The organism is Citrobacter sp. Cf072, from assembly GCF_030334485.1.
GTDB lineage: Bacteria > Pseudomonadota > Gammaproteobacteria > Enterobacterales > Enterobacteriaceae > Citrobacter > Citrobacter freundii.
Genome location: NZ_JAOWDX010000035.1, coordinates 29,934 through 46,785, shown reverse-complemented (window position 1 = coordinate 46,785; position 16,852 = coordinate 29,934). Strand labels below are relative to the sequence as shown.

General features: G+C 46.2%; 19 protein-coding genes. 10 read left to right on the top strand and 9 right to left on the bottom strand.

Going from position 1 to position 16,852, the window contains the following annotated elements:
• The first annotated feature begins 6 nt into the window (after positions 1 to 6).
• Positions 7 to 723: a ribonuclease PH gene (gene rph, locus OGX66_RS04265; RefSeq protein ID WP_286510937.1), complete on the top strand. Its 717-nt coding sequence runs from the start codon at positions 7 to 9 to the stop codon at positions 721 to 723.
• Between the two features lie 65 nt (positions 724 to 788).
• Complete coding sequence (gene pyrE / locus OGX66_RS04260) at positions 789 to 1,430, top strand: orotate phosphoribosyltransferase (protein WP_003024058.1); 642 nt, start codon at positions 789 to 791, stop codon at positions 1,428 to 1,430.
• Between the two features lie 82 nt (positions 1,431 to 1,512).
• Here the strand turns inward: pyrE and slmA are convergent, their stop codons facing one another.
• The 3 genes from slmA to coaBC all read right to left on the bottom strand — a co-directional run bounded on the left by slmA (position 1,513) and on the right by coaBC (position 3,882).
• Entirely contained in the window at positions 1,513 to 2,109 is a 597-nt protein-coding gene (gene slmA / locus OGX66_RS04255) for a nucleoid occlusion factor SlmA (RefSeq protein ID WP_003024060.1), read from the bottom strand.
• 116 nt (positions 2,110 to 2,225) lie between these two features.
• The gene (gene dut, locus OGX66_RS04250; protein ID WP_006687626.1) at positions 2,226 to 2,684 is read right to left on the bottom strand and encodes a dUTP diphosphatase; all 459 of its coding nucleotides are present in this window, start codon (positions 2,682 to 2,684) and stop codon (positions 2,226 to 2,228) included.
• A complete protein-coding gene (gene coaBC / locus OGX66_RS04245; protein ID WP_088903385.1) occupies positions 2,662 to 3,882 on the bottom strand; it encodes a bifunctional phosphopantothenoylcysteine decarboxylase/phosphopantothenate--cysteine ligase CoaBC in 1,221 nt (406 codons plus the stop codon). The genes dut and coaBC overlap by 23 nt, the downstream gene beginning before the upstream one ends.
• A gap of 171 nt (positions 3,883 to 4,053) precedes the next feature.
• Between coaBC and radC the strand changes: the two genes are divergently transcribed.
• The 4 genes from radC to mutM all read left to right on the top strand — a co-directional run bounded on the left by radC (position 4,054) and on the right by mutM (position 6,270).
• The gene (gene radC / locus OGX66_RS04240) at positions 4,054 to 4,719 is read left to right on the top strand and encodes a RadC family protein (RefSeq protein WP_003837605.1); all 666 of its coding nucleotides are present in this window, start codon (positions 4,054 to 4,056) and stop codon (positions 4,717 to 4,719) included.
• 218 nt (positions 4,720 to 4,937) lie between these two features.
• Entirely contained in the window at positions 4,938 to 5,174 is a 237-nt protein-coding gene (gene rpmB / locus OGX66_RS04235; protein WP_003024071.1) for a 50S ribosomal protein L28, read from the top strand.
• Between the two features lie 20 nt (positions 5,175 to 5,194).
• Positions 5,195 to 5,362 (top strand): 50S ribosomal protein L33, encoded by a 168-nt coding sequence (gene rpmG, locus OGX66_RS04230; RefSeq protein ID WP_003024094.1) that lies wholly within the window; start codon positions 5,195 to 5,197, stop codon positions 5,360 to 5,362.
• 98 nt (positions 5,363 to 5,460) lie between these two features.
• Complete coding sequence (mutM, locus tag OGX66_RS04225) at positions 5,461 to 6,270, top strand: bifunctional DNA-formamidopyrimidine glycosylase/DNA-(apurinic or apyrimidinic site) lyase (protein WP_003844529.1); 810 nt, start codon at positions 5,461 to 5,463, stop codon at positions 6,268 to 6,270.
• Positions 6,271 to 6,308: 38 nt separating this feature from the next.
• On the opposite strand, the gene coaD is transcribed toward mutM, so the two are convergent.
• Positions 6,309 to 6,788, bottom strand: a complete 480-nt coding sequence (gene coaD, locus OGX66_RS04220) for a pantetheine-phosphate adenylyltransferase (RefSeq protein ID WP_003024099.1) — start codon at positions 6,786 to 6,788, stop codon at positions 6,309 to 6,311.
• A gap of 8 nt (positions 6,789 to 6,796) precedes the next feature.
• Complete coding sequence (waaA, locus tag OGX66_RS04215; RefSeq protein ID WP_003837609.1) at positions 6,797 to 8,074, bottom strand: lipid IV(A) 3-deoxy-D-manno-octulosonic acid transferase; 1,278 nt, start codon at positions 8,072 to 8,074, stop codon at positions 6,797 to 6,799.
• 423 nt (positions 8,075 to 8,497) lie between these two features.
• On the opposite strand from waaA, the gene OGX66_RS04210 reads away from it, so the two are divergent.
• From OGX66_RS04210 to OGX66_RS04195, 4 genes are read left to right on the top strand one after another with little or no spacing between them, the layout of a single operon-like run.
• The gene (locus tag OGX66_RS04210; RefSeq protein WP_088902946.1) at positions 8,498 to 9,622 is read left to right on the top strand and encodes a glycosyltransferase family 4 protein; all 1,125 of its coding nucleotides are present in this window, start codon (positions 8,498 to 8,500) and stop codon (positions 9,620 to 9,622) included.
• The gene (gene rfaP, locus OGX66_RS04205; protein ID WP_088902947.1) at positions 9,615 to 10,412 is read left to right on the top strand and encodes a lipopolysaccharide core heptose(I) kinase RfaP; all 798 of its coding nucleotides are present in this window, start codon (positions 9,615 to 9,617) and stop codon (positions 10,410 to 10,412) included. The genes OGX66_RS04210 and rfaP overlap by 8 nt, the downstream gene beginning before the upstream one ends.
• Positions 10,413 to 10,442: 30 nt before the next feature.
• Positions 10,443 to 11,462 carry a glycosyltransferase family 8 protein gene (locus tag OGX66_RS04200; RefSeq protein WP_044714178.1) on the top strand — a complete coding sequence of 340 codons (1,020 nt, stop codon included), beginning with the start codon at positions 10,443 to 10,445 and terminating at the stop codon, positions 11,460 to 11,462.
• 50 nt (positions 11,463 to 11,512) lie between these two features.
• Positions 11,513 to 12,523 (top strand): glycosyltransferase family 8 protein, encoded by a 1,011-nt coding sequence (locus tag OGX66_RS04195; RefSeq protein WP_044714175.1) that lies wholly within the window; start codon positions 11,513 to 11,515, stop codon positions 12,521 to 12,523.
• Between the two features lie 26 nt (positions 12,524 to 12,549).
• Here the strand turns inward: OGX66_RS04195 and OGX66_RS04190 are convergent, their stop codons facing one another.
• The 4 genes from OGX66_RS04190 to OGX66_RS04175 are packed head-to-tail and all read right to left on the bottom strand — an operon-like array spanning position 12,550 to position 16,841.
• A complete protein-coding gene (locus OGX66_RS04190; protein WP_088902948.1) occupies positions 12,550 to 13,494 on the bottom strand; it encodes a glycosyltransferase family 8 protein in 945 nt (314 codons plus the stop codon).
• Positions 13,495 to 14,550 (bottom strand): lipopolysaccharide core heptosyltransferase RfaQ, encoded by a 1,056-nt coding sequence (gene rfaQ / locus OGX66_RS04185; RefSeq protein ID WP_088902949.1) that lies wholly within the window; start codon positions 14,548 to 14,550, stop codon positions 13,495 to 13,497.
• Position 14,551: 1 nt separating this feature from the next.
• Positions 14,552 to 15,565 (bottom strand): glycosyltransferase family 2 protein, encoded by a 1,014-nt coding sequence (locus OGX66_RS04180; RefSeq protein ID WP_088902950.1) that lies wholly within the window; start codon positions 15,563 to 15,565, stop codon positions 14,552 to 14,554.
• The gene (locus OGX66_RS04175) at positions 15,558 to 16,841 is read right to left on the bottom strand and encodes an O-antigen ligase family protein (RefSeq protein WP_174335188.1); all 1,284 of its coding nucleotides are present in this window, start codon (positions 16,839 to 16,841) and stop codon (positions 15,558 to 15,560) included. The genes OGX66_RS04180 and OGX66_RS04175 overlap by 8 nt, the downstream gene beginning before the upstream one ends.
• Between the last annotated feature and the right edge of the window lie 11 nt (positions 16,842 to 16,852).

Below are 16,852 nucleotides of genomic sequence, written 5' to 3'. Positions count from 1 at the left end.
TTTATCATGCGTCCAGCAGGTCGTAGTGCCAATCAGGTGCGTCCCGTCACCCTGACCCGTAATTATACAAAACACGCTGAAGGCTCCGTGCTGGTCGAATTTGGTGATACCAAAGTGCTATGTACCGCTTCTATTGATGAAGGCGTACCGCGTTTTCTGAAAGGTCAGGGCCAGGGTTGGATCACCGCAGAATACGGCATGCTGCCACGCGCCACACACACCCGTAACGCCCGTGAAGCGGCGAAAGGTAAGCAGGGCGGTCGTACCATGGAAATCCAGCGTCTGATCGCTCGCGCGTTGCGCGCTGCCGTTGACCTGAAGACGCTCGGTGAGTTCACCATTACCCTGGACTGCGATGTTATCCAGGCAGATGGCGGTACGCGCACCGCATCAATTACCGGTGCATGTGTTGCGTTAGCTGATGCGCTGAACAAGCTGGTCGCGAGCGGTAAACTGAAAACTAACCCGATGAAAGGGATGGTCGCCGCGGTTTCCGTGGGCATTGTTAACGGTGAAGCGCTCTGTGATCTCGAGTACGTTGAAGACTCTGCTGCAGAAACCGATATGAACGTAGTGATGACTGAAGACGGTCGCATTATAGAGGTTCAGGGCACGGCGGAAGGTGAGCCATTCAGCCATGAAGAACTTCTCACCCTACTGGCGTTGGCCCGAGGGGGAATCGAATCCATTATAGCGACGCAGAAGGCGGCGTTAGAAAATTGATTTTAAAGGCGACTGATGAGTCGCCTTTTTTTTGTCTGTAATAAAGTGAGATGAGGAGCGAATCCATGAAACCGTATCAGCGCCAGTTTATTGAGTTTGCGCTTAGCAAGCAGGTACTAAAGTTTGGCGAGTTTACGCTGAAATCCGGGCGTAAAAGCCCCTATTTCTTCAACGCCGGACTGTTTAATACCGGGCGCGACCTGGCTCTGTTAGGCCGTTTTTACGCCGAAGCGCTGGTGGATTCCGGTATTGAGTTCGATTTGCTGTTTGGCCCAGCGTACAAAGGTATTCCGATTGCGACTACAACGGCCGTTGCGCTGGCTGAACACCACGATAAAGATTTGCCGTACTGCTTTAACCGTAAAGAGGCGAAGACCCACGGTGAAGGTGGCAATCTGGTCGGTAGCGCACTTGAGGGGCGCGTGATGCTGGTGGATGATGTTATCACCGCAGGTACGGCGATTCGTGAGTCGATGGAAATTATCCAGGCGAATGGCGCCACTCTGGCGGGGGTACTGATTTCTCTCGATCGTCAGGAACGCGGTCGCGGCGAGATTTCCGCTATTCAGGAAGTGGAACGTGATTACGGTTGCAAAGTGATCTCTATTATCACCCTGAAAGACCTGATTGCGTATCTGGAAGAGAAACCGGAGATGGCGGAGCACCTGGCGGCAGTACGAGCCTATCGCGAAGCATACGGTGTATAAGGACAGCCGGATAGCGCTGCGCTGATCCGGCCTACGCACTTACCGGGCCTACGGTTTACGTAGGCCGGACAAGACGAAATCGCTACTGCAATTGAGCGGCAACCAACGGCCAGCGGGTGTCAAAATCATCCGTTGGGCGGTATTTAAATTCGCTACGTACAAACCGGGATAGCATACCTTCGCAGAAAGCCAGTAACTGGCTGGCCAGAAGCGTTTCATCCACGGTGTAGCCTTCACCTTCACGCATTCTTTTTTCTCGCAGAACCTGGCGCAACTGCGCTTCAATGCGCTCAAAAAGTTGGTTAATGCGACCTTGCAGACGGTCTTGCTCGAACATCAACGCGTGTCCGGTCAGAATTCGCGTCAGGCCCGGATTACGCTCACCAAACCCTAAAATCAGCAGAACGATCAGACGCAGACGCGCGCTGGTGTCCTTTTCATCTTTCAAAATCAGATTGATACGCGTAATCAGACTATCTTCGATAAACTCAATCAGGCTATCGAACATACGGGTCTTGCTGGGGAAATGGCGATACAATGCCGCTTCGGATACGCCAACTGAGGCTGCCAGCTTTGCTGTGGTGATGCGTTGGCTACCATCGCTGGACTCAAGCATCAGTGCCAGAGACTGAAGTATTTCTTCGCGACGATTCCTTTTCGCAGTTTGCTTTTCTACCATGTTACAAAATACCCCTGAAAATAAGCTCTTGCCAGGCAGGCATCCACACAGCGACCGCAAACTGTTGTTTGCGGTGTGTTATTGCGTTATTACGCTATGGGATACTTTTCTGCGGGTTACTTGCGCCCGGAATGGCCGAAGCCACCTTCGCCACGATCGGTGGCTTCAAACTCTTCCACCAGATTAAATTCAGCCTGCACGACCGGTACAAATACCATCTGCGCGATACGTTCGCCCGGCTCAATAGTGAAGCTGTCCTGACCACGGTTCCAGATGGACACCATCAGTTGGCCCTGGTAGTCGGAATCAATCAAACCAACCAGATTGCCCAGCACGATACCGTGCTTATGGCCCAATCCGGAGCGCGGGAGCATCACCGCTGCCAGAGAAGGATCGGCAATGTGGATAGCTAACCCGGTTGGCACCAGCGTTGTTGCGCCCGGTGCCAGTTCTACGGCGTCATCAAGACAAGCACGCAGGTCAAGTCCGGCAGAACCAGAAGTGGCGTACGTCGGGAGCGGAAATTGTTGCCCAACGCGCGGGTCCAGAATCTTAACGTCGATTTTTTTCATCATAACGGGTCACGATCTCGTCGAGTAATAATTGGCCCAGGAGTTCTTTACGCTCAAGCGGTAAGACTTTGTCTCCATCCTGCCAAAAAAGGTGTAATGCGTTGCTATCGCTGTTAAACCCTTGAGTTGACAGCGAAACGTCGTTCGCACAGATCACATCAAGGTTTTTGCGGATGCGTTTTTGCCGGGCATATTCTTCCACATTATTTGTTTCGGCGGCAAACCCAACGACAAAAGGACGGTTAGCATCCAGTGCGGCAACACCGGCGATAATGTCCGGGTTTTTGACCATTTTTACTGTTAATTCATCACCCTGCGTCGCTTGTTTTTTTATTTTTTCGTGGGCGACAGTTTCAGCGCGATAATCAGCGACTGCAGCGCAGCCGATAAAAATATGCTGTTGTTGCACTGCAGACTGCACAACGGCTTCCATTTCCAACGCGGTCATCACATCAACCCGCTGAACAAATGGTGGTGTGGATAACGAAACCGGACCCGATACTAGTGTGACGTTTGCCCCGCGCTTTGCTGCAGCGGCCGCGATAGCAAATCCCATCTTCCCGGAGCTATGGTTGGAAATATAACGCACGGGATCAAGCGGTTCACGCGTCGGACCCGCCGTAATCATGATGTTGAGATGTTGCAGATCGTTGACAGGCGAAAAATGTTCTGCCGCCATATCCACAATCGTTAACGGATCCAGCATACGTCCAGGACCGACATCGCCACATGCCTGGCTACCGCTATCTGGGCCCCAAATGAGCAAACCGCGTGAGGCAAGAATACCCAGATTGTGCTGGGTCGCGGCTGCGCGATACATCTGCTGGTTCATGGCTGGCAGTACAGCAACAGAAGCAGGTGTTGCCAGACAAATCGTTGACACCAGGTCGTTGGCCATACCTGCGGCGACACGAGCAATCAGGTCTGCTGTAGCGGGCGCCAGGATGACCAAATCGGCCCATTTTCCCAGCTCAATGTGGCCCATCGCAGCTTCGGCTGCGGGATCAAGCAGGCTGTCGGAAACGGGATAACCTGAAACTGCCTGTAAACTCAGGGGAGTAATAAATGCTTTTGCCGCTTCGGTCATCGCCACGCGGACGTCAGCGCCGCGTTCCCGTAAACGACGCACCAGCTCAGGGGTCTTGTACGCAGCAATACCGCCACTGACGCCAAGTACGATTTTTTTACCGGCCAGGCTCATCATGATCTTTCCTGTTGGGTTTCACCAGAAGGCGGATATTTTATCACAATCCGCAATTTGTCGTGCTTTTGACCGTCTTCTACTTTGCGAGGCACTACGAAGAAGTGAAAACAGCGCGTCGATTCACCGTCGGTGTTATGCCACTATGCGGACGCGAAAGGAGGGAAAAGTATGGACAATACAGGAAGTATGATGCCCAGGGAAAAGCTGTTGGCACAGGGGGCCAGTTCGCTGACCGATGTTGAGTTACTGGCGCTTTTTTTACGTACCGGCATTCAGGGTAAAGATGTGCTTACGCTAGCGAAAGAGATGCTTCAGCATTTTGAGTCGTTGTATGGCTTGTTGTCTGCTGATTACATGGATTTTAGCTATGTTCCGGGAATCGGTATCGCGAAGTATGCACAGTTGAAGGGTATTGCGGAGCTGGCAAGACGCTACTACAACGTGCGAGTGATAGAGGAGCGTGCTTTACTTAGCCCGGAAATGGCGCGTGAATTTCTGCAAAGCCAGCTCTCGCAAGAGGAACGCGAGATCTTTCTGGTGATCTTTATGGATTCTCAACATCAAGTGATTAAACACAGCAAACTTTTTTCCGGGACACTAAGCCACGTCGAGGTACATCCGCGAGAAATTGTCCGCGAAGCGATAAAAATGAATGCTTCCGCCGTGATCCTTGCGCATAATCACCCTTCGGGGTGTGCAGAGCCGAGTAAAGCAGATAAACTCATCACCGAGCGTGTTGTGAAATGCTGTCAGTTCATGGATATCCGGGTGCTTGATCATCTGGTCATTGGGCGCGGAGAGTACGTTTCTTTTGCGGAACGCGGTTGGATTTAACGCACTTTACGCGATCCATCGGGATCTTTGTCTGTTCGGGACTTGAGCATAACGCCGGGTCAGCGTATACTACGCCACCTTTGAGAATCTCGGGTTTGGCATTTGGGCCTGGCAATCGAGAGTTCACTTAGAACTATGCGATGACCGGGCTGTAAAGCCTGACGAGGCGCCGATACCCCATACGAAGCTCGAGCTAATTTGATTTTTGGAGAATAGACATGTCCCGAGTCTGCCAAGTTACTGGCAAGCGTCCGGTGACCGGTAACAACCGTTCCCACGCACTGAACGCGACTAAACGCCGTTTCCTGCCGAACCTGCACTCTCACCGTTTCTGGGTTGAGAGCGAGAAGCGTTTTGTCACCCTGCGTGTATCTGCTAAAGGTATGCGTGTAATTGATAAGAAAGGCATCGAAACAGTTCTGTCTGAACTGCGTGCCCGTGGCGAAAAGTACTAAGTACTAAGAGGAAATAAATCATGGCTAAAGGTATTCGTGAGAAAATCAAGCTGGTTTCTTCTGCTGGTACTGGTCATTTCTATACCACTACGAAGAACAAACGTACTAAGCCGGAAAAACTGGAACTGAAAAAATTCGATCCAGTTGTACGCCAGCACGTACTGTACAAAGAAGCTAAAATCAAATAATTTTAGTTTCGATGTAGCAAAAAACCTCGCCTCGGCGGGGTTTTTTGTTTTCTGGCCGTCCCCATATTAATGAGACCTGATACACCGCCGGAGATACTATGCCTGAATTACCTGAAGTCGAAACCAGTCGCCGTGGGATTGAGCCGCATCTGGTGGGGGCAACGATTATGCACGCGACTGTGCGTAACGGTCGTTTGCGTTGGCCGGTATCAGAGGAAATCTATCGCCTGAGCGATAAACCTGTCCTGAGCGTACAGCGGCGCGCAAAATACCTGCTTCTGGAGCTGCCGGATGGCTGGGTAATCATTCATCTGGGGATGTCGGGTAGTTTGCGTATCCTTCCTGAAGAGCTTCCGGCAGATAAGCACGACCACGTTGACTTAGTGATGAGCAATGGCAAAGTTCTGCGTTATACCGACCCCCGTCGCTTTGGTGCCTGGCTGTGGACTAAAGAGCTGGATGGACATAATGTCCTCGCCCATCTTGGCCCTGAGCCGCTGAGTGACGATTTCAACGCCGGTTATCTACAGCAGAAATGTGCAAAGAAGAAAACGGCGATTAAACCCTGGCTGATGGATAACAAGCTGGTGGTGGGGGTGGGAAACATCTATGCCAGCGAGTCGCTGTTTGCGGCTGGTATCCATCCTGACCGTCTGGCATCATCGCTGTCGAAAGATGAGTGTGAACTGCTGGTACGCGTTATCAAGGCGGTTTTGCTGCGTTCTATCGAGCAGGGCGGGACGACGCTGAAGGACTTTCTGCAAAGTGACGGTAAGCCGGGCTATTTTGCCCAGGAGCTGCAGGTCTATGGGAGAGAAGGTGAACCTTGCCGCGCATGTGGCGCACCGATTGTTGCGACAAAACACGCCCAGCGTACAACGTTCTATTGCCGTCGCTGTCAGAAATAGTGTCATTGCTGGCCGGATGCAGCATCCGGCCAGGCACATTACTTCAACTTACTCATTAACGCCTGATGGACGTTTTCCGGCAGAAAGTGCGTCACATCACCCTGATGGCGGGCGACTTCTTTCACCAGTGACGATGAGATAAATGACCACTCTTTAGACGGCATCAGAAAGACGCTTTCCAGTTGCGGCATTAGGTGGCGGTTCATGTGCGCCAGCTGCATTTCATACTCAAAATCTGCTACCGCGCGTAGGCCTCGGATCAGAATGTTAGCCTGATTATCACGGGCAAAATTTGCCATTAAGTCGCTGAATCCCAGAACTTCCACATTGCCGAGATGCGCCGTTGCCTGTTGCGCCAGCTCGACGCGCTCTTCAAGGGTAAACATCGGTTTTTTACTGGGACTTGCGGCAATCGCCAGGATCACGTGATCGAACATGCTGGTCGCACGCGTCACGATATCAAGATGGCCGTTAGTTATGGGATCAAAGGTTCCTGGATAAATCGCCCGTTTTTGCATGGCTTGCCTCAATGCGTTTTGGGTGGCAGATAAGGTTCCAGCAGCTGCAGCAGACGCTGTAACGCGCCCTGATTTTGATACAGAACTTCAACTGCGTGACGGCCATAAAAATTACGATAATCTGCATCGGTCAGTAAAGAAGATACTTCTTTTACCAGCGTAGGTGCGTCGGTGACGGTGATCAATCCGCTTGCCTGTTCGAGGCGGGCGCAAATATCTTTAAAATTAAACGTATGTGGTCCCATCAGCACTGGAATAGCATGTGCCGCGGCTTCCAGTGGATTGTGCCCACCACGTTCAACCAGTGAACCGCCGACAAAAGCAAGGTCGGCAATGCCATACAGCAACATCAGCTCACCCATGGTATCGCCGATCACAACCTGAGTGCCTGAGGACGGAACTTCACCCGAAGAACGGGTGGTATAACTTAGCCCTGCCTGGCGTACGAGGTTAATTGCATCCGGGAACCGTTCAGGATGTCTGGGAACCAGAATTAGTAAAAGATTCGGGAACTGATTTAATAACGCCTGATGGGCGGCAATGATGATGCTTTCTTCGCCGTCGTGGGTGCTGGTTGCAATCCATACCGGACGGTGAGGAGCCCATTGACGACGTAATGTCACCGCTTTTGCGGCCAGTTGTGGCGTGACGGATATATCAAACTTCAGGCTGCCAGTAACGGTGACCTGATTGCTTCTGGCGCCAAGCGTAATAAAACGTGCGCCATCTTCTTCGTTTTGTGCGGCAATTAACGTAATTCGACGCAGTAGTCTGCCAACAAATTTACCTAATTTCGCATAGCCAGCGGCTGAACGAGCAGAAAGACGTGCGTTGGCAATGACCAGAGGAATGTGACGCTTATGGAGTGCCGCGATCAGATTTGGCCACAGCTCGGTTTCCATAATTAACACCAGTTTGGGGTCAACTTTATTCAGAAAACGGTTCAGGGCATCCGGTAAATCGTAAGGCAGATAAATATGCTGAACATCAGTGCCAAAAGCAGATTGTACGCGCTCGGAACCGGTTGGCGTCATGGTGGTGACCGTGATCGGCAAGTCGGGATAACGGTGGCGCAGAGCGCGAACTAATGGGATTGCAGCCAGCGTTTCGCCCACAGAAACCGAATGAAGCATGATCCCGCCGGGTTTTAGCGGGCGGCGATAAAAGCCGTAGCGTTCGCCCCAGCGTTTACGGTAGGCCGGAGCCTTACGTCCGCGCACCCAAAGCCGTATCCAGATCAAAGGCTGAATAAGGTAGAAAAGGGCGGTGTAAAGCAATTCGAGCATAATGGTAGCTGACTTATGAATGTGCTGGGGATTCTATGTATTTAACTATGGCTTTACCATCATTTTTATCCAGGTTGTATCAAAACGATGGAATTGGTGGGGAACTGATTTCGCTGATGGCTATTTCAAAAATGCACATGGCCGCATTTATATGCTTAACCTCTTGTGCGGTGTGCGTTTCCTGATGAACTGGTGTCTTATTTATCTGTATGTTTTTAATGGTTTATTTTGTTTTTTGTTTAAAAAATATTCATTTCGGAATGCTTGATAATAAATGATATACTACTGCGCAATTTCAGGTAGCTAGCGGGCAGAAACGTTTCGAAAGCACAGAAAGTCATCTTTGGATGCTTTAGGCAAGGATTACACGATTCTGATGCTTCAAACCTGATATGCCTGGCGACGCGATGCGGATATTAATGCATGAATATTGCTTTTTGTTTGTACAAGTATTTTCCCTATGGTGGGTTACAGCGTGATTTCTTGCGGGTAGCGCTGACGGTTGCTTCTCGTGGTCATCATGTTCAGGTATTTACCCAGTCATGGCAGGGCGAGCGTCCGGAAGGGCTGGAGATTATACTCGTCCCCGTTACATCCAGAACGAATCATGGGAAAAACGAGCAATATTATCAGTGGGTTCAGAATTATTTAACTCAACATCCCGTCGATCGTATCGTTGGTTTTAATAAAATGCCTGGCCTGGATGTGTATTACGCTGCGGACGTTTGCTATGCGGAAAAGGTTGCCCGCGAGAAAGGCTTTTTCTACAAATTGACGCGCAGGTACCGACACTACTCTGCATTTGAAAAAGCCGTATTTCAGCAGGGTGTCGGCACTACGCTTTTGATGTTAACCGATAAACAAATTGGTGACTTCAAGCATCATTACCAAACTGAGAGCCAGCGCTTTCGTATTCTGCCTCCAGGAATCTACCCTGACAGAAAGTACAGCCAGCAACCTGAAAACAGCCGGCTGATTGTTAGAGAAAAAAATGGTATTGGTCTCGATCAGTTCTTGCTCTTACAGGTAGGTTCCGATTTCAAACGCAAAGGCGTGCCAAGAACATTACAGGCGTTGGCTTCTTTGCCTGATGTCATTCGCCACCGCACACGATTGATGGTTGTTGGTCAGGATAAGGCCGATCGCTATCGCGCTCAGGCTCGTCAATTGGGGGTTGAAGAACAAGTGCAGTTCTTCTCGGGGCGGGACGATGTCGCAGAATTGATGTCTGCTGCTGATTTATTACTTCACCCAGCTGTACAGGAAGCCGCCGGTATTGTCTTGCTAGAAGCTGTAGTTGCCGGACTGCCGGTATTAACTACCGAAGTTTGCGGCTATGCGGGTTATATCAACGCCGCCCAATGTGGGGTGGTGATTCCTGAACCTTTTGAGCAGGAAAATCTGAATACAGCACTTTTCGATGCGCTGCAAAATAATGAGCAGAGAAGTCGTTGGGCCGGGAACGCACGGCATTTTGCTGATACAAAAGATCTCTACAGCCTGGCAGATAAAGCTGCAGATATCATTTTAGGTCCTAAGAATGATTGAATTAAAAGAACCATTTGCCACGCAGTGGCAAGGAAAAGACCCGTTTACTGAAGTCGCTAAGCTGAACGGTGAGGTTTTTCGCGCCCTGGAAACACGACGTACCCTACGTTTTGAGATGATGGGTAAGGGTTATTTTCTTAAATATCATCATGGAACCACGCTTAAAGAAGTGGTGAAGAATCTTATATCTTTACGTATGCCTGTACTGGGCGCAGACCGGGAGTGGCTGGCAATTCATCGCTTACAGGAACTGAGTGTTGACACCATGACCGGCGTGGCATTTGGGCAGAAAGGACTGAATCCGTTAGAGCGCACCTCATTTATCATCACTGAAGATCTCTCTCCTGCTATCAGCCTTGAAGATTTTTGTGCAAGGTGGAAAGTTGAGCCCCCTGATTTTGTATTAAAACGGACCATTATTACCCGTGTGGCAGAAATGGTGGGTAAAATGCATCGGGGGGGAGTAAATCATCGGGATTGCTATATTTGCCATTTTTTACTCCAACAACCGATGCCAGAAAATATTGCGGATATCAAACTCTCCGTAATCGATTTGCATCGTGCACAAATTCGTCAGCATGTGCCACGCCGCTGGCGGGATAAGGATCTGATTGGACTCTATTTCTCTTCACTTGAGATCGGGTTGACGTCCAGAGATATCTACCGTTTTTTACGTGTCTATTTTTCGAAGCCACTACGTGAAATCTTTCGTCAGGAAGTCAGGTTGTTTGAACAGGCTGTCACAAAAGCGCAAAAAATAAGACAAAGAACAATTAGAAAAGCGCTATAAATAACACATGAAGTTTGAGGCCATTTTATTATGAACATTGATTTCCAGAAGCTAATCATTCAAAAACATGTTATCGACAGCTCCTCGCATGACAAGAGTAAAAAATTAAGTGTTGCGTATGGTGTCGATCGTAATTTTTTGTTTGGTTCTGGCATTTCTATGACATCAGTATTAGTGAATAATCCTGATATTGATATCCACTTTTATATAGCAACAGACTATATAGATGATGATTATCTGGAATGCGTAAAACGCCTGACGCAGATGTACAGTACGACAGTCACTGTCCTTGTGTTCGATAACGCTGCATTTCGTGAGTTGCCGAGTACAAAAGCATGGACTTATGCAATGTACTATCGTTATTTCGCATTTGAATATTTAAGCACAGAGTTAAGCTCCGTACTGTATCTTGATGCAGATGTTATTTGCAAAGGCTCTCTTCGCGAGCTTACCGAGATTAACTTCTGTGGGGAATATGCTGCTGTTATCAATGATATTGATGAAGTGCGTATTAAATCCGGTAACAGACTCGGTATTCCTGAATTGAGTAACGGTTACTTTAATTCCGGTGTGGTATTTGCGAATCTTCAAGTTTGGCGTGAGCAGCAGTTATTGACAAAGGCATTTTCTATCTTAGATAAACGCCAAAAGGAACTTCTGTATTTTGACCAGGATGTTCTGAATATATTGTTTGTCGGTAATGTCATTTTCCTGAGGCGAGATTTTAACTGCATTTATGGTGTTGATCAGGAACTGAAAAATAAAAATGATAAAATTTACAAGGATTATATTACAGATGATACTGTATTAATACATTATGTCGGTGTTACTAAGCCATGGCATACATGGGCTAAATATCCGGTGGCTAAATTCTTCATTGATGCCTATAAAAAATCCGCATGGGCGGAAAAATCCTTGTTAAATGCAAACACAGCAAAACTGTATAAACGTAAATCACGACATGAAAGAGTGCAGCGTAAATATATTCGTTCGATACTTAGTCATGTGATGTATATAAAAAACAAACTACATAGTGCACGGTCTCATTAGTATTTAGATGTGCAGATAATTTTCAGATAGCATATAAAAAGGTGTAGTACATGAATTTTGATTGTCATCAGTCTATTAAAGACACCATTGAGGTTTTTGGGGCTCCAGAAACTCAAACCCCACAGCTCAATATTGCATGGGGTGTTGATCAAAACTTTATGTTTGGGGCGGCAGTTTCGATGTCGTCCGTTTTACTACATAACAAAGATATCAGCATACATTTTCATCTTTTTACTGATTATCTTGACTCAGATTACCGCAAAAGATTAGAAAAACTAGCTAAGCAGTTTTCTACCAATATAACTGTATATGTGATGGATGCCGAAGGATTAAAGATCCTTCCGTGTGGGAATGCATGGTCACACGCAACCTACTTCAGATTTATCGCGTTTGAGTATCTTAGCGAAAAGATCGATAATCTTCTCTATATAGACGCTGATGTTGTATGTAAAGGATCACTTATTGAGTTAACACAAATCAATCTGGAACATCATGTTGCAGCGGTTATTCAGGATGTTGAAGATAGTCGGGTGTATGCCGCGCAGCGACTTAATACTCCGGAATTTAACGAACAATATTTCAATGCCGGTGTTATATTTGCAAATTTAAAGGAATGGAAAAAACAAAAATTCTTTACGGAAGCATTTTCGATCCTCTTGGATAAGACAAGAAAATTCGCTTTTCTGGATCAGGATGTCTTAAATATAATGTTTTTTGGTAAGACAATTTTTTTACCAAGAATTTATGATGCAATTTACGGCATTAAACAAGAACTCAAAAGTAAGGATACCTCAAGTTATAAAGAATATATAACAGATGATACCATCCTTATCCATTATATAGGCGTGACTAAACCCTGGAATTCATGGGCAAATTATCCTTCAGCACAGTTTTTTGTTGACGCCTGGAAGGCTTCGCCTTGGGCAGATGTTCCATTGTTACCCGCCAGAACGCCAAAACAATATAAAAAGAAATCACGCCATGAAAGATTACAAGGGAAGTATTTCGCCTCGGTAATAAGCTATATTGGTTATTTGCGGGAAAAATTAAAAAGTAAGTAAAAAAACTCCCGTAAGGGAGTTTTTTATTAACGTAATTTAGTCTTAAGGTATTTCAAATACCATTTGATCGAGGCGCAATACTTCCCTTTTTTAGCTTCCTGGCGTGAATAGACCCGATAATCAGTAGGTCTCATACGTGGAGCATAAGAACGCATTTCTGTGTTTCGCCATGGTGTGAAATGATGGTAGAAAAGATAAAGTTGCTGTGAAAGCCCAGTATGTTCTTTATACCAGGGCTTCCTTCCACCAGTGAAGTGGATAATTCTTGGCAGAATATCTTTTTGGTAGAAGAATATCTCTTTTTGTTGATCGGTAAACCAGTTGAACAAAAAATTCCATCTGTTATCAATAAACTTAACGTTACCGTCCATTGCGATATTCAATGCATCCTGGTCAAAGTAAGGTAAGGATTTACCTTGTTCAAATAACACCGTGTTTGCTTTATTTTCAATATCATGCTTGACCCAGTTTTCAATATTGATATACAAAAAACCAGCATTGAAATAATGACCAGTACTCAGGCCCAAGCGTTTGGCATTTTTTGTATCATGAATATCGAGAGAATCGTGGCTGACTGCACAAATGACGTTGCTGATATCAATGCTGTTAATGTCATTGAGCTTATCAAAACACAGGGTATCTGCATCCAGGTAGATAAAATGCTCAACTTTATCTTTAAGTAAGCGCGGTACGGCCAGACGCATATAGGTCGAACGGTTCAGATGTTTGATTGCAAAGTCACTGTTATACTTTTCAATCTCTTCTTTATCGATATTGATAACCTGAATTTTATCACTGGTTGAACGCAGTTTATTGATTTCTTCGTCAGTAACGTCATAGACAAAGACAAAAAATGACAGGTGCTGTTCCGGGTTGTTCATTATGACAGACATAATGGACACTGCTACATATTCCAGATAATTAGCATCTGTACAGTAAGCAATATTAATAATGTTATTTTTGTTGTCCATTTATGCTTTCTCATTACCTTGAACATTGTCACTATCATGAAGTACCATATCAATAGCGTCAACCACGGCCTGTTCCGGTATCCATGTCAGATATTTTTTTGACCGGTCGAGCTCATCCCGCGAAGGCATCGGATGGTATTCGCCAGCCCAAATCAAAACGGCTTTATCAGACCATGGCTTCCACTGTTGGTAGTTGGTGGCGCCAAACAGGCAAACCTGCGGTGTCCTTAGCGCTGCAGCCATATGCATAGGTGCGGAATCGACACCAATGTACAAAACAGCATGGTCGATCAACGCAGCTAGTTGCAGGAAGGTCGTTTTACCTGCCAGCGTCAGATCAGGAGACGATTGGCACAGTTCAGCAATGCGCTGAACCTGTTGCTGCTCACTTGTTGCAGGCCCACAGGTAAGATAGACATGCAAACCACGCTGATGCAGGTGGTCTATAACATGCGCGAACTTCTCATCATCCCAGCATTTAAACTCTTGTCTGGCAGTGGGTTGAATAACGACATATTTCTGCGTAGGCAACGTGGGTAACAGGGATACCAGATGTTGATAATCATCTTGACGATAACTCAGCGACATCTCTTTCTTTAGTTCTGCTTCGCTAAAGCCAATGCCTTTTAGAATCGAAAGGTTTTGTTCAACAATATGCGTCCCAATGGACGGTGTTACTCGCGTAAAAAGTCGATTCCACTGATCTTTTTCGCGCTGGAAGGCAATTGAAGGGCGGCGTAAAGAGGCGATAAGCGCACCAATTGGCCATTGTTCAGTGAGGTTAACAATCAGGTCATAGTGATTTTTCTTCAGTTGTTGACGTACTGAGAGATAATTCTTTGCTGTTGCCAGCAGGCCCTGTTTTTTCTCAATGAGATAAAATGTATTGATGTCTTTGTGGGCGGCTAAGATTGCTTTGGTATCTTTATAGAGGAGCAGATCGATCTTAGCATGTGGATAACGAGCCCGAATGCTGGCAATGACTGGCGTTGTTAACAGAACATCTCCATAAAACTTGAGCTTGCAAATAAGAACTCGGTCAATTTTTTCAAACATGTTAAAATCCCTTTCGAAAAAATAAGTTCTTAAATGCAGATATTGTTTTATATCTTATTTCAGAAATAGAACGATCAATATGGGGATATTTCATCTTAAGAATTATTTTTTTCTTGACGATTTTCGTATCGCAGCATGCTAGTGCATTCTGAATATCATTCAGCATGCTTTCGCTGTAGCGATAATAACCTTTTTTCTTGCGTAATAGTTTACGTCCTTCCAGAAAACAGTTGATGATCATCAGTGTGGCAACAGTACGTTTTGCGCTATTTTTATTTATATAGTTATACATTTTTCGCATAGCAAAAAAGATACTATCCGCATCACTATCAATAATATTCTCGGTAATGCTCTTTTCATTTTTCCGGTAAAAATACAGTGTATTTTCAATCTTTAATATTTTATGGCATTTAAAGTATTGGAAAGGGCAGAAAATCATGTCTTCGTACCGGCGATGTTCTTCGAATCGATCGTTGCCAATAATGTTACGATGGAAGATTTTTGTCATGAGATGCCATTGCCCTGCCCGGAATATTGGTAGCAAAGGAGTATAATTATTATCCGATAATATAATTTCATGCTGACTAATGCCGTTTTCTATACCAGATGAATTCTGATACAGATTTTTTATCTCCCGGGTTAAATTAAATTCAAGAATGTCATATTGTTCATCTCTCAACTTAGGGAGAAGAATAGTGAAATAATCTGCGCAGACAATATCGTCACTGTCAACAAAGCCAATATATTTCCCTGTCGCATGGGCAAGCCCAACGTTACGGGTGATTGCAACGCCCTGATTTTTTTGGCTTATATATTTAACATTATGGCAATCTTTTTCGCGGTAAAACGCATTTATACGCTCTTCGGTTAAATCCGTAGAGCCATCATTAACAATTATTACCTCTACATCATCAGTGATGCTCTGATGTATAGACGCCAACGTCGCTGTGATGAGTTCAGCGTTGTTGTATGTAGGTATAATAATGCTCAGTAAATAACCGGAAGCGTTAACCATGGCATCGTTCTCTTGTTGGATTCGAGCTCAGTACTGCTGCTACACATAACGCCAGTACGCTGCTCAGGGCTTCACCTTTGGCATACAATAATAAATCACTCAAGCCATAGATAGCGATTGCGCCTGAGATAACGAACAACAAGGGACTACGTTGCCAGTAAGCTGTTAAAAACATAGCGATATAGAGCAAGAGTAGCACAACAACCCCAGGGATGCCCTTTAGCGAAAAGGTATCAATGACTTCGTTATGCAGGTGGACGTTAATGAACTCAAGTGCCCCTTGTAAGGAAGTATCTTGCACGGCAAGTCGCTGAATTTCTGCTCCGCGTTGTTCAAGTGACTGCCCCCAATCATGACCGTTCCCAGATTCAATCCCTGCCCGTTGCATCGCCAGTCGCGCGCCGATAGAAGTATTACTATTGTTTTGATTATAAGAGTGCAGATCGACCAGGAAGTTCTGGTAGCGGCTTTCAATGATTGGTTTTAAGGGAATCGCAGCAATTCCCACCAGTATTACAAAACCCAGCAGTGCCCTTAATAGCATGGTGCGGTTGTGACGATAGTACATCAGGAATAGGCCGACACTCAGGATCGGGTATACCAAAATAGCAGCCCGAGTTTGCGTTGTGATGATGACTGCCAGCGATATCAAAAAATGTAACAGATAGAGTGCAACGGTGTGTTTTAGACGGAGATTAATAATGGCCTGAGACGCTAATAATGCAATTAGCGTCAGAGCGTAGGCTGTGCCGGTTTGGTGTTCAAAGCCCAGCGCAACACGGTAGGTCATAATATCTGGTGCTCCGGCAGCCTCGTAGCTTGCGAAAAGATACAAGCCTATTGCGGTAAGAATCGTCCAGAGACTGGTAATGCGAGTTTTGTTAGCACACGGCTCTCGCGTGGTCAGAGCTGTCATAACCAGTGCGGCAAAAATCATCACTTTGCCACCGTTCTGGTATGAACGATAGGCACCGGTAAAGGCTGAGCCAGGTTGTTTAAATATTTCTACCCAAATAATCTGGACTAAACCGAAAAGCAGCAACATAAATGGCAAAACCAGATTTTGTTTGTTACTGCACACATGCTTTATATTTTTTCCTATCAGCGGCAGAGACAGGGCCGTGGAGAAAATAAATACCTTCAGCGCTTCATCTGGATTGACCAGGACCATCGCAAGAGTTGCCAGGATCCCAGCATAAAATAAGACGTATATAAAATCGAATGGATTATTTTTTATACTACAAACAAAACGAGAAAACATGTGTTGGCGAAGCATGGTTCGTCTCT

Excerpts from the sequence above, each read along its gene's own strand:
- rph (WP_286510937.1), top strand. The coding sequence starts at position 7 with ATGCGTCCAGCAGGTCGTAGTGCCAATCAGGTGCGTCCCGTCACCCTG.
- pyrE (WP_003024058.1), top strand. The coding sequence starts at position 789 with ATGAAACCGTATCAGCGCCAGTTTATTGAGTTTGCGCTTAGCAAGCAG.
- slmA (WP_003024060.1), bottom strand. The coding sequence starts at position 2,109 with ATGGTAGAAAAGCAAACTGCGAAAAGGAATCGTCGCGAAGAAATACTT.
- dut (WP_006687626.1), bottom strand. The coding sequence starts at position 2,684 with ATGATGAAAAAAATCGACGTTAAGATTCTGGACCCGCGCGTTGGGCAA.
- coaBC (WP_088903385.1), bottom strand. The coding sequence starts at position 3,882 with ATGAGCCTGGCCGGTAAAAAAATCGTACTTGGCGTCAGTGGCGGTATT.
- radC (WP_003837605.1), top strand. The coding sequence starts at position 4,054 with ATGGACAATACAGGAAGTATGATGCCCAGGGAAAAGCTGTTGGCACAG.
- rpmB (WP_003024071.1), top strand. The coding sequence starts at position 4,938 with ATGTCCCGAGTCTGCCAAGTTACTGGCAAGCGTCCGGTGACCGGTAAC.
- rpmG (WP_003024094.1), top strand. The coding sequence starts at position 5,195 with ATGGCTAAAGGTATTCGTGAGAAAATCAAGCTGGTTTCTTCTGCTGGT.
- mutM (WP_003844529.1), top strand. The coding sequence starts at position 5,461 with ATGCCTGAATTACCTGAAGTCGAAACCAGTCGCCGTGGGATTGAGCCG.
- coaD (WP_003024099.1), bottom strand. The coding sequence starts at position 6,788 with ATGCAAAAACGGGCGATTTATCCAGGAACCTTTGATCCCATAACTAAC.
- waaA (WP_003837609.1), bottom strand. The coding sequence starts at position 8,074 with ATGCTCGAATTGCTTTACACCGCCCTTTTCTACCTTATTCAGCCTTTG.
- OGX66_RS04210 (WP_088902946.1), top strand. The coding sequence starts at position 8,498 with ATGAATATTGCTTTTTGTTTGTACAAGTATTTTCCCTATGGTGGGTTA.
- rfaP (WP_088902947.1), top strand. The coding sequence starts at position 9,615 with ATGATTGAATTAAAAGAACCATTTGCCACGCAGTGGCAAGGAAAAGAC.
- OGX66_RS04200 (WP_044714178.1), top strand. The coding sequence starts at position 10,443 with ATGAACATTGATTTCCAGAAGCTAATCATTCAAAAACATGTTATCGAC.
- OGX66_RS04195 (WP_044714175.1), top strand. The coding sequence starts at position 11,513 with ATGAATTTTGATTGTCATCAGTCTATTAAAGACACCATTGAGGTTTTT.
- OGX66_RS04190 (WP_088902948.1), bottom strand. The coding sequence starts at position 13,494 with ATGGACAACAAAAATAACATTATTAATATTGCTTACTGTACAGATGCT.
- rfaQ (WP_088902949.1), bottom strand. The coding sequence starts at position 14,550 with ATGTTTGAAAAAATTGACCGAGTTCTTATTTGCAAGCTCAAGTTTTAT.
- OGX66_RS04180 (WP_088902950.1), bottom strand. The coding sequence starts at position 15,565 with ATGGTTAACGCTTCCGGTTATTTACTGAGCATTATTATACCTACATAC.
- OGX66_RS04175 (WP_174335188.1), bottom strand. The coding sequence starts at position 16,841 with ATGCTTCGCCAACACATGTTTTCTCGTTTTGTTTGTAGTATAAAAAAT.